The sequence below is a fragment of the Variovorax soli NBRC 106424 genome (genome assembly GCF_001591385.1).
Classification (GTDB): domain Bacteria; phylum Pseudomonadota; class Gammaproteobacteria; order Burkholderiales; family Burkholderiaceae_C; genus Variovorax; species Variovorax soli.
In genome coordinates this window covers 26,409-36,706 of the sequence record NZ_BCUU01000053.1, presented here as the reverse complement: position 1 = coordinate 36,706, position 10,298 = coordinate 26,409, and the positions used below count along the sequence as shown (strand labels likewise).

Here is a 10,298-nt window from a genome sequence, read left to right as displayed (position 1 = left end):
GGCTCGGCCGCCAGGCGGGCCACCGCACCATCGCGCTCGGTCGCCTTGCTCGGCAGGAAGCCGGCGAACACGAAGGCGCTGTAGTCGTCCGCATCGGCGGCCACCAGGCCGGCGGCGCTGATCAGCGTGGTGACGCTGCTCGCCCCTGGCAGCGGCAGCACGCGGTGGCCCGCTGCGCGAACCGCTGCCGCCAGCCGCGCGCCGGGGTCGCTCACGCCGGGCGTGCCGGCGTCGCTCACGTAGGCGACGCGCTCGCCTTGCGCCAACCTCGAGATCACGGCCTGCGCCGCTTCCGCCTCGTTGTGCTGGTGTACCGCGAGCAGTTGCCCGCCCGGCTTGCGGTCGATGCCGTAGGCCCGCAGCATCGACTGGGTGTGGCGCGTGTCCTCGCAGGCGATGGCGTCGGCCAGTTCCAGCACATGCAGTGCGCGCAGCGTGACATCCGCCAGGTTGCCGATGGGCGTGGCCACCACGTAGAGCGTGCCCTGCGGATAATCCTGCGAGCCAGCGGCATCGCGCGCAGCCTGCAGCGCGGTGCGAAAAAGAGAAGCGGAGGTGGCTGGCAGATTCAAGATGGACGAACTCCAGAACAACGGACACGGAAAGAAGCCGGTTGGCGGCAGGGGGCTGTCAGGGCGTATCAGCACCAAGCAGCGCGGCGATGCGGCCGAAGACGCGGCCCTCGACTACCTTTGCGCGGCAGGCCTCGTGCCGGTGGCGCGCAATTATCGAACGCCGGGCCGCGGCGGCGGCGAGATCGACCTGATCATGCGCGATCGCGACGGCACGCTGGTCTTCGTCGAGGTGCGGCAGCGCGCGAGCGGTTCGCACGGCGGCGCGGGCGGGAGCATCACCGGCCTCAAGCAGCATCGCATCATCTTCGCGGCGCGGCACTACATCAGCCGCCTGCGGGTCGTGCCGCCTTGCCGCTTCGACGTGGTGCTGGTCGAGGAGCGCATCGAGTGGCTGCGCGCGGCCTTCGACGCGAGTTGACATCGAAGCGTCGCTATCATGATGTGCCATGCTCGACCAACGGATACAGCAGCACTTCATCGACAGTGCTGACCTCAAATACCAGGCCGGGCCCATGCTGGGCAAGCCCGTGTACCTGGCCATGCAGGCGCTGCTGGCCTGCGTCACAAGCGGCGGCAAGGTCCTGGCGTGCGGCGCTGGCGTGTCCGGCTTGTTGGCCGCGCACTTTGCGGCGCACTTCGTGGGCCGCTTCGAACGCGAGCGGCCCGAGCTGGCCGCGGTGGCCTTCGAACTTGACAGCACCGATCCGCTGGCCGACACACCCGACGGCGCCAGCCCCGACCGCTTCGCACGGCAGGTGCGGGCACTGGGCCAGGCCGGCGACGTGCTGCTGGTGCTGAGCGCCAGCGGCAATTCGGCCGCCATCCTGGCTGCCGCCGAAGCCGCGCATGCGCGCGAGATGACGGTGGTGGCGCTGCTGGGCGGCAACGGCGGCTCGGTGGGGCGCGCCTTGCGCGAGACCGATGTGCAGATCTGCGTTCCGCACGAACGCGCGGCGCGAGTGCACGAGGTGCATCTGCTCACCCTGCATTGCCTGTGCGACGGCATCGACGCACAGCTGCTGGGCGAGGACGCCTGAGTAGGGAGCTGCTTCAGGTGCCGGCGCGCCGGGCTTCTTCAGGCAGGCGGCGCAGCGCCGGCGTCCAGGCCATGTGGCAGCTGTTGTGCTCGGCCAGCGGCAGTTCCGAGATATCCAGGCGCATCCCCTGCTGGAAGGCGGCGAGCAGTTGCTCCGCGTCCAGCCCCTGGTGCGGAAAGTCGTAGTCCTCGGTCTTCACCGTGTTGAGCGGCAGGTTCATGATGCGGGCCCGCTCCCAGCAGTAGCCCCAGCGCCACTTGAAGAGGAACTTGTACTGGCCGATGGCGCCCTCCAGCGAGTTGGGCGCCTTGAAGTTCGCCTGCTCGATCACCGGAATGAGGTCGGGCAGCGGCAGCAGGTGGCCGTCGAGCGAGGTCGGCAGGGACCAGTCCAGCGTGCCGGTGGACCAGCGCCAGCGCGCCAGCGGCTGCTCGCCCAGGGTGGCGCTCTCGAAGGACGCCGGCTGCGGCTGCTCGATGCCGCCGCGGTTGTAGGAATGCGTGATGTTGCGCCCCAGGCGCAGGCTCAGGATGCCGTCGCGCGGGTCCCATTGCTCCAGCAGGCGCGTGTCCACCGGATGGATGAAGACGATGTCGTCCACGAAGAAGATCACGTGGCGCGCGTTCGATGCCTTGAGCACGGCCAGCAGGTCGGGCTTGAAGGCGGTTTCGGCAATGACGGTGAGCTCGCTCGCGCGGTAGCCGGCGAACACGTCTTCATAGGCCTGCTTGTGCGCTTCGCTCGAGGCCCGGTACATCACCGTCAGCGGCAGCGGCGTGGACATGTGCTGCGCGTAGCTGCGCAGGAACAACTCCAGCTGGATGGCGCGATCCTTGGAAAAGAGCAGCACCAGCGGCGGCTCGTGGCTGGTGGGGGAGGTCACCAGGCGCGAGCCGACACGGGCCGCGATGGCGCGCGCCGCGGTCAACGCCCTCACGCGCCGGCTCCCGGGCTGCGGGATGCCGCGTCGACGTCACAGGCGTTGCTTGCGAACTCCATGCCGCAAACCTTAACACTCATTTCCGCGTTTTACGAGTGCGCCGATGCCTTGGGCGGCGTCTGGCGGGTGTGCTGTCAGATTGAACTAAACCCAGTGGGCTAAACTCTTTAGAGCACTCTCCTCATGAAGCACTTCAAGCAAGGACCCCGATTCATGACGCGCACGCCCACCCTGCAACGCATTGCCTTCGCACTCACCGCGAGCGCGGCCCTCGTGACCGCGCTGGGCGGTTGCGTGCCCCTGGTGGTGGGGGCTGGCGCGGTGGGGGCCGGCATGGTCGCCACCGACCGGCGCAGTTCGGGCGCTCAGCTGGACGACACCACCATCGAGGTGCGTGGCGCCGCCCGCATCCGCGACATCGCCAACGACAACATGAACGTCACGGTCATCAGCTACAACCGCCAGGTGCTGCTGGTGGGCACCGTGGGCTCGGAGGCCGACCGCAAGCGCGCCGAAGACGTAGTGGCCAAGGTGGACAACGTGCGCAAGGTGTTCAACGAAGTGGCGGTGGGGCAGGGCAGCAACATCACCGACCGCTCCAACGACACCTTCATCACGAGCAAGGTCAAGGCCTCGCTGCTCGACCAGAACGACATCTTCGGCAATACCTTCAAGGTGACCACCGAGCGCGGCATCGTGTACCTGATGGGCATTGCCACGGCGCAAGAGGCCGACCGCGCCACCGAGATCACCCGCGGCGTGGACGGCGTGCGCAAGGTGGTGCGGCTGGTGGAGGTGGTGTCCCCCGAATACATCAAGGCGGCCACCTCCGGCGGCACCGCCACGCCGTCGTCGTCCTCGTCGCCGGCATCGTCTTCTTCTTCCAGGGTGCCGCTGCCGCCGATGGAGCCGCTGCCGCCGGCCGGCAGCAGCGCGCCCGCGGCACCGGGTTCCGCACCGCCTGCCGATGGCGGTGCCTACACCTCGCCGGTGCGCTGATTTCGACGGTTTGTGGCTTGCGCGTCAGCGCAGGCGCGTGATCAGGCTGGACGTGTCCCAGCGCTGCCCGCCGGCCTTCTGCACGTCGGCATAGAACTGGTCGATCAGCGCCGTGACGGGCAGGCGCGCGCCGTTGCGGCGCGCCTCGTCCAGCACCAGGCCCAGGTCCTTGCGCATCCAGTCCACCGCAAAGCCGAAGTCGAACTTGTCTTCGATCATGGTCTTGCCGCGGTTGTCCATCTGCCAGCTCTGGGCCGCGCCCTTGCCGATGACGCCGAGCACGGCCTGCATGTCCAGGCCGGCGCGCTGGCCGAAGGCGATGGCTTCGGCCAGGCCCTGCACGACGCCCGCCACGGCGATCTGGTTGACCATCTTCGCCAGCTGCCCCGCACCGCTGTCGCCCAGCAGCGTGACCGCGCGCGAATAGGCTTCGGCCACCGGCTTCATGGCATCGAAGGCGGCCGCGTCGCCGCCGCACATCACCGTCAGCACGCCGTTCTGCGCACCGGCTTCGCCGCCCGACACCGGCGCATCGACGAAATGCAGGCCGCGCTCGCGCGCCGCGGCCGACAGCTCGCGCGCCACGTCGGCCGAGGCGGTGGTGTGGTCCACGAAGATCGCGCCGGGCTTCATGCCGGCGAAGGCACCGTCATCGCCCAGCACCACCGAGCGCAGGTCGTTGTCGTTGCCCACGCACGAAAAGACGATGTCCGCGCCGGCAGCCGCCTCGCGCGGCGTGGCGCCCGCACGCGGCTTCACCGCCGCATCGGCCAGCTCCGCGCACCAGGCCGCCGCCTTGCTCGCCGTGCGGTTGTAGACGGCCACGCCATGGCCCGCGCGAGCCAGGTGCCCCGCCATCGGATACCCCATCACGCCCAGGCCAAGAAAAGCCACCTGGCGCGAAGGCGTCGGGGAATAGGTTTTGGTTTGAATCGTGCTCATCACCCGAGCTTATCGCGAGGCGTCCGCCGGCCGCGGCAAAGCGAAGCGAGCCGAATCAACCCAGCAACGCACCGGGGAACCGGCTTTGCCGGGCCCCAGGTGGGGTCCCCTCCTCGGGAGGTGGCGAACTACACGGAGCGAAGCGAAGTGAGAAGCCGGGAGGCTCAAATAATGGCGAAGTTTTCGGTCCCAGCCGCCAGGTCCGTCGAGCGCGCCCGCTGGCTGTTGAGCTTGATCTGCAGCCGCAGGTCGTTGGCCGAGTCCGCGTTGCGGATCGCGTCTTCGAAAGAGATGGCGTGGTTCTCGAACAGGTCGTACAGCGCCTGATCGAAGGTCTGCATGCCCAGGTTGCGGCTCTTCTTCATGATCTCCTTGATCTCGCCCACTTCGCCCTTGAAGATCAGGTCGGAGATGAGCGGGGTGTTCAGGAGAATCTCCACGGCCGCCACGCGGCCGCGCCCGTCCTCGGTGGGAATCAGGCGCTGCGACACCAGCGAGCGCAGGTTCAGCGCCAGGTCCATCAGCAGCTGCGCGCGGCGCTCTTCGGGGAAGAAGTTGATGATCCGGTCCAGCGCCTGGTTGGCGCTGTTGGCGTGCAGCGTGGCCATGCACAGGTGGCCGGTCTCGGCAAAGGCCACCGCGTGCTCCATGGTCTCGCGGTCGCGGATTTCGCCCATCAGGATCACGTCGGGCGCCTGGCGCAGCGTGTTCTTCAGCGCCGCTTCCCAGCTGTCGGTGTCGATGCCCACCTCGCGCTGCGTCACCACGCAGTTCTTGTGCGGATGCACGAATTCCACCGGGTCTTCCACCGTCACGATGTGGCCGTAGGAGTTCTCGTTGCGCCAGTCGATCATGGCCGCCAGCGTGGTCGACTTGCCCGAGCCGGTGGCGCCCACCAGGATGCACAGGCCGCGCTTGGTCATCGACACGTCCTTCAGCACCTGCGGCATGCCCAGGTTGTCGATGGTCGGCAGCTTGGCCGGAATGGTCCGCATCACCATGCCCACCTTGCCCTGCTGCACGAACGCGTTCACGCGAAAGCGTCCGATGCCGGTGGGCGAGATGGCGAAGTTGCACTCCTTGGTGCGCTCGAACTCCGCCATCTGCCGGTCGTTCATCACCGAGCGCGTGAGCGCCAGCGTGTGCTGCGCGCCCAGCGGCTGCTGCGACACCTTGGTGACCTTGCCGTCCACCTTGATGGCGGGCGGGAAGTCCGCCGTGATGAACAGGTCGCTGCCATTGCGGCTGACCATCAGCTTGAGCAGGTCGTTGATGAACTGGCTGGCCTGATCGCGTTCCATAGCGCGCTCCTTGAACGGTTAGCCCGGGAAATTTTCCGGGATCTTTGCCTTGGACCGGGCTTCGGACGCCGAAATGACATTGCGGCGCACCAGGTCCGTCAGGCACTGGTCCAGCGTCTGCATGCCCTGGCCGCTGCCGGTCTGGATGGACGAGTACATCTGCGCCACCTTGGCCTCGCGGATGAGGTTGCGGATGGCCGGCGTGCCCAGCATGATCTCGTGCGCCGCCACGCGGCCCTGGCCGTCCTTGGTCTTGCACAGCGTCTGCGAAATGACGGCCTGCAGCGACTCCGACAGCATGGCGCGGATCATTTCCTTTTCCTCCCCGGGAAAGACGTCGATGATCCGGTCGATGGTCTTGGCCGCGGAAGACGTGTGCAGCGTGCCGAACACCAGGTGGCCTGTTTCCGCGGCCGTCATGGCCAGGCGGATGGTTTCCAGGTCGCGCAACTCGCCCACCAGGATCGCATCCGGGTCTTCGCGCAGGGCAGAGCGCAGCGCATTCTGGAAGGACAGGGTCATCGGCCCCACCTCGCGCTGGTTGATCAGGCACTTCTTGGATTCGTGCACGAACTCGATCGGGTCTTCCACCGTGAGGATGTGGCCGTACTCGGTCTCGTTCAGGTAGTTGATCATCGCCGCCAGCGTGGTCGACTTGCCCGAGCCCGTGGGGCCGGTCACCAGCACCAGGCCGCGCGGCTTGAGTGCGAGGTCGCCGAAAATCTTGGGCGCGTTGAGCTGCTCCAGCGTGAGGATCTTGGACGGAATGGTCCGGAACACCGCCGCCGCGCCGCGCGCCTGGTTGAAGGCATTCACACGGAAGCGCGCCAGCCCGTCGATCTCGAACGAGAAGTCCACCTCGAGGAACTCTTCGTAATGCTTGCGGTGCGTGTCGCTCATGATGTCGTACACCATCGCGTGCACCGCCTTGTGGTCCAGCGGGTCGACGTTGATGCGCCGCACATCGCCGTGCACGCGGATCATGGGCGGCAGGCCGGCCGACAGGTGAAGGTCCGATGCCTTGTTCTTGACGCTGAAAGCAAGCAGTTGGGTAATGTCCACGAGGACCCTCGACCAGTTGGGCGTTTGACGTCAGGCTAAAGTCTTAGTGACGTTTTGATACGAATTCGAAAGATTATGACGACGATTGGCGACAAGCTCCAGCAAGTCCGCACGCGAATCGAGAAGGCCTGCGCCGCGTGTGGCAGGGATGCTGCGAGTGTGCGCCTGCTGGCAGTTTCCAAGACCTTTCCCGAAGCCGCGTTGCGCGAAGCCCACGCGGCCGGCCAGACGGCCTTTGGCGAAAACTATGTGCAGGAGGGCGTGGCCAAGATCCAGGCCATGGCCGACCTTCGCGGCCAGATCGAGTGGCATTGCATCGGCCCGCTGCAGAGCAACAAGACGCGCGTGGTGGCCGAGCACTTCGACTGGGTGCACAGCATCGACCGGCTCAAGATCGCGCAGCGCCTGTCGGAGCAGCGGCCGGCCGGCATGGCGCCGCTGCAGCTGTGCCTGCAGGTGAACGTGGATGCGGGCCAGAACAAGTCGGGCGTGGCGCCGGCCGAGGCGCTGGCGCTGGCGCGGCAGGTGGCCGAACTTCCCAACGTCAAGCTGCGCGGACTCATGGCCATCCCCGAGCCGGCGGAAGGCTTCGAAGCGCAGCGCGAATTGTTCCTGCGGGCCACCGCGCTGTTCGACGAGATGAAGGCGGCCGGCCTGCCGCTGGACGTGCTTTCCCTGGGCATGAGCGCCGACCTGGAGGCGGCGGTGGCGGCGGGCAGCACCATGGTGCGAATCGGCACGGCGATTTTCGGCGGCCGCACTTATCTTTGACGGCTTTGTCCGACACGCGCCTGCGCCGCCTTGCAGTCGCTTTCTTCTTCGCAGCCATCAACACTGGCTGGCATGCAGGCCCGCGTTTGCTCATTCTTCGTTCGTGTTGACGGGTACGCCTCGTTGGCGAGGGCGTTGGGAGTGGCGGCCTGCATCGCTTTCATGGCCGGCTGCGATGTGGGCAACAAGCCCGAGCCGCCCTACAAGGACCCGCCGCCCAACCAGCGCATCAAGAGCCAGGTGCCGCCTGCATCCTCCTCCCTGTGGGCCCATCGTGCCCAGGCGCATTGGTTGCCGTCGGCACGGGGCACTGCGCCGCATCGCCTCGCCACGTTGAAATGACGGGCGGACGGCAGTCCGCAGGCAGGCCATGACGCGCGCCACCGGTTCCGATGTCGAGCGCCGGCCGGGCGACGCCATTCAAGCGAAGCAGAGCGACAGGCCGGCGTCTTCCTCCCATCCCCCTGCGCGCGGCTGGCTCACGCGCCGCCGCACCTCGGCGCTGTCGCTCATGGCGGCCACGCTGCTCGTGTTCTATCTGTGCTGGCGGATCGCGCAGCCCTTTGTTCCGGCGCTGGCCTGGGCGCTGGCGCTGGCCATTCTCGGCACGGGCCTGCATCGCTGGCTGCTGCGCCATCTGCACCACCCGGCAGCCAGCGCCGGACTGGCGACGGCCGTGCTGATCTTCTTCATTGCCGCGCCGGTGGTCGCCCTGTCGCCCATCGTGGCCGGCAAGGCGGGCGAAGGCTGGGAGAGCATGCAGTCCACGTCTGTGAAGGAGCGGGTGCACAAGGTGTTGAAGGGGAGCAAATCGCTGGCGCCGATGGCCGATGTGGTGGCCCAGCACGTGCCGTCGACCGACGAGCTGGCCAAGCAGATCGCGCCGCGCCTCTCGCGCCTGGCGGCCGGGTCGGTGTGGGCGGGCGTGGAACTGCTCGTGGCCTTCTTCGCGCTGTTCTACCTGCTGCGCGATCGTGAGCAGGCGCTGGCCTTCGCGCGTTCGCTGCTGCCGCTGTCGCGCGCCGAGACAGACCGGCTGTTTCGCCGCGTGTCCGAGGTGGTTCGCGCGAGCGTGCTCGGCACGCTGCTGGTGGCGGCCGTCCAGGGCCTGTTGGGCGGGATCATGTTCTGGTGGCTGGACCTGCCGGCGCCGCTGCTCTGGGGCGTCGTGATGTTCCTGCTGTCGATCCTGCCGCTGCTGGGCGCGGCCGTCGTCTGGGTGCCGGCGGCCGTCTTCCTGGCCATGGAGGGCGATTGGGACAAGGCGCTCATCCTCGCGCTCTGGGGCTCGGTGGTGATCGCCCTGATCGACAACCTGCTCTACCCCCTCTTCGTGGGCAGCCGCCTGCGCCTGCACACGCTGCTGGTTTTCATTGCCATCCTCGGCGGCTTGCTGCTGTTCGGCACCGTCGGGTTGATACTGGGGCCGATGGTCCTGGCGGTGGCGCTGGCCACCCTGGACATCTGGCGCGAGCGAACGGCCCATGGACAATCGGCCGACGGCTCGCCGCAGGATCCGCCGCCGCCGCATTGAGTTCTTCAACCCCGAACAAGAAGGAGATTCCATGGCAGACCACACCATTCGCCTGCACCGCGTGTTCACCGCGCCGCCCGATCGGGTCTACCGCGCGTTCATCGACCCCGACGCCATGGCCAAGTGGCTGCCGCCGCACGGCTTCACCGGCCGCGTGCACGAGATGGATGCCAAGGTGGGCGGGCGTTACAGGATGAGCTTCACCAACTTCAGCAACGGCCAGAGCCACTCCTTCGGCGGCGAGTACCTGGAACTGGTGCCCGGTGAGCGGATCGTGCACACCGACGTGTTCGACGACCCCAACCTGCCCGGCACGATGAAGGTGACGGTCACCTTCAAGAAGGTGCTGGTGGGCACCGAGATGCATGTGGTGCAGGAGAACATTCCCGCGGCGATTCCGCTGGAAGCCTGCTACCTGGGCTGGCAGGAGTCGCTGACCCTGCTGGCGCAGCTGGTCAACCCCGAGATCCCGGCCGAGTAATCGGCGCCGATGAGGCGTCAGAGTGGCAGCCTGGCGCTGCTCTTCACTTCTTCCATCACCGCATAGGTCCGCGTCTCGCGCACCCCCGGCAGCTGCCACAGCACGGTGCCGGCGAACTCGCGGTACGCGGCCATGTCGGCCATGCGCGTCTTGATCAGGTAGTCGAAGCCGCCGGCCACCATGTGGCATTCCATGATCTCGTCGCGCACCTGCACCGCGGCCTTGAACTGCTCGAACACATTGGGCGTGGTGCGGTCCAGCAGCACCTCCACGAACACGGTGAAGCCGCGGCCCAGCTTGTGCGGGTCCAGGCGCGCCTCGTAGCCCTGGATGAAGCCTTCGCGGGTGAGGCGCTGCACCCGCGCCAGCACGGCGGTGGGCGACAGCGCCACCGCTTCGGCCAGCTTGAGGTTGGACAGGCGCCCGTCTTCCTGAAGGATCTTCAGGATTCGAAGATCGATACGGTCCAGATTGGATAGAAAATCGCTCATGGCAGAAGAATTATCTATTTTCAGGGTCTTATCTGGTCGATAGTTCGATCATCGCCGGCACGCCTGCCGACGCTGCCCAGGCGCCCTCCGACAGACGGGAAGGCCGTCCGCCGACACGGAGGGCTGCTGGCTTGCCGCTCCAATGCTTGGGGCCTCGAATGGCTC

At 67.3% G+C, this 10,298-nt stretch carries 13 protein-coding genes; 7 read left to right on the top strand and 6 right to left on the bottom strand.

The window, feature by feature from the left end; translation table 11 throughout:
• Nucleotides 1–566 (bottom strand): SAM-dependent methyltransferase (locus VSO01S_RS16130; protein ID WP_245684223.1); only part of this gene is annotated, 566 nt, incomplete at its 3' end.
• 7 nt (nucleotides 567–573) lie between these two features.
• Between VSO01S_RS16130 and VSO01S_RS16125 the strand changes: the two genes are divergently transcribed.
• Both VSO01S_RS16125 and VSO01S_RS16120 read left to right on the top strand, forming a co-directional pair.
• Nucleotides 574–993, top strand: a complete 420-nt coding sequence (locus tag VSO01S_RS16125) for a YraN family protein (RefSeq protein ID WP_084241911.1) — start codon at nucleotides 574–576, stop codon at nucleotides 991–993.
• A 28-nt stretch (nucleotides 994–1,021) separates the two neighbouring features.
• Nucleotides 1,022–1,612 carry an SIS domain-containing protein gene (locus tag VSO01S_RS16120; RefSeq protein ID WP_068643828.1) on the top strand — a complete coding sequence of 197 codons (591 nt, stop codon included), beginning with the start codon at nucleotides 1,022–1,024 and terminating at the stop codon, nucleotides 1,610–1,612.
• Between the two features lie 13 nt (nucleotides 1,613–1,625).
• On the opposite strand, the gene VSO01S_RS16115 is transcribed toward VSO01S_RS16120, so the two are convergent.
• Nucleotides 1,626–2,549 (bottom strand): hypothetical protein, encoded by a 924-nt coding sequence (locus VSO01S_RS16115; RefSeq protein WP_153305282.1) that lies wholly within the window; start codon nucleotides 2,547–2,549, stop codon nucleotides 1,626–1,628.
• 216 nt (nucleotides 2,550–2,765) lie between these two features.
• Here VSO01S_RS16115 and VSO01S_RS16110 point away from each other — a divergent pair, with 216 nt between their 5' ends.
• Complete coding sequence (locus VSO01S_RS16110; protein WP_068643826.1) at nucleotides 2,766–3,551, top strand: BON domain-containing protein; 786 nt, start codon at nucleotides 2,766–2,768, stop codon at nucleotides 3,549–3,551.
• Nucleotides 3,552–3,575: 24 nt separating this feature from the next.
• Here VSO01S_RS16110 and VSO01S_RS16105 read toward each other — a convergent pair whose 3' ends face one another.
• From VSO01S_RS16105 to VSO01S_RS16095, 3 genes are all read right to left on the bottom strand, one after another.
• Nucleotides 3,576–4,493: an NAD(P)-dependent oxidoreductase gene (locus VSO01S_RS16105; protein ID WP_068643825.1), complete on the bottom strand. Its 918-nt coding sequence runs from the start codon at nucleotides 4,491–4,493 to the stop codon at nucleotides 3,576–3,578.
• Between the two features lie 164 nt (nucleotides 4,494–4,657).
• Nucleotides 4,658–5,794, bottom strand: a complete 1,137-nt coding sequence (locus VSO01S_RS16100; protein WP_068643824.1) for a PilT/PilU family type 4a pilus ATPase — start codon at nucleotides 5,792–5,794, stop codon at nucleotides 4,658–4,660.
• Nucleotides 5,795–5,812: 18 nt separating this feature from the next.
• Nucleotides 5,813–6,856, bottom strand: a complete 1,044-nt coding sequence (locus tag VSO01S_RS16095; RefSeq protein WP_068643823.1) for a type IV pilus twitching motility protein PilT — start codon at nucleotides 6,854–6,856, stop codon at nucleotides 5,813–5,815.
• Between the two features lie 75 nt (nucleotides 6,857–6,931).
• Here VSO01S_RS16095 and VSO01S_RS16090 point away from each other — a divergent pair, with 75 nt between their 5' ends.
• The 4 genes from VSO01S_RS16090 to VSO01S_RS16075 all read left to right on the top strand — a co-directional run bounded on the left by VSO01S_RS16090 (nucleotide 6,932) and on the right by VSO01S_RS16075 (nucleotide 9,642).
• Complete coding sequence (locus VSO01S_RS16090) at nucleotides 6,932–7,627, top strand: YggS family pyridoxal phosphate-dependent enzyme (RefSeq protein WP_068643822.1); 696 nt, start codon at nucleotides 6,932–6,934, stop codon at nucleotides 7,625–7,627.
• Nucleotides 7,628–7,789: 162 nt separating this feature from the next.
• Nucleotides 7,790–7,969, top strand: coding sequence for a hypothetical protein (locus tag VSO01S_RS16085; RefSeq protein ID WP_153305281.1), 180 nt, complete (start codon nucleotides 7,790–7,792; stop codon nucleotides 7,967–7,969).
• Nucleotides 7,970–7,997: 28 nt separating this feature from the next.
• Nucleotides 7,998–9,161 carry an AI-2E family transporter gene (locus VSO01S_RS16080; RefSeq protein WP_068643820.1) on the top strand — a complete coding sequence of 388 codons (1,164 nt, stop codon included), beginning with the start codon at nucleotides 7,998–8,000 and terminating at the stop codon, nucleotides 9,159–9,161.
• A 31-nt stretch (nucleotides 9,162–9,192) separates the two neighbouring features.
• Nucleotides 9,193–9,642, top strand: a complete 450-nt coding sequence (locus tag VSO01S_RS16075) for an SRPBCC family protein (RefSeq protein ID WP_068643819.1) — start codon at nucleotides 9,193–9,195, stop codon at nucleotides 9,640–9,642.
• Between the two features lie 17 nt (nucleotides 9,643–9,659).
• Here the strand turns inward: VSO01S_RS16075 and VSO01S_RS16070 are convergent, their stop codons facing one another.
• A complete protein-coding gene (locus VSO01S_RS16070; protein ID WP_068643818.1) occupies nucleotides 9,660–10,133 on the bottom strand; it encodes an Lrp/AsnC ligand binding domain-containing protein in 474 nt (157 codons plus the stop codon).
• Nucleotides 10,134–10,298: the final 165 nt, after the last annotated feature.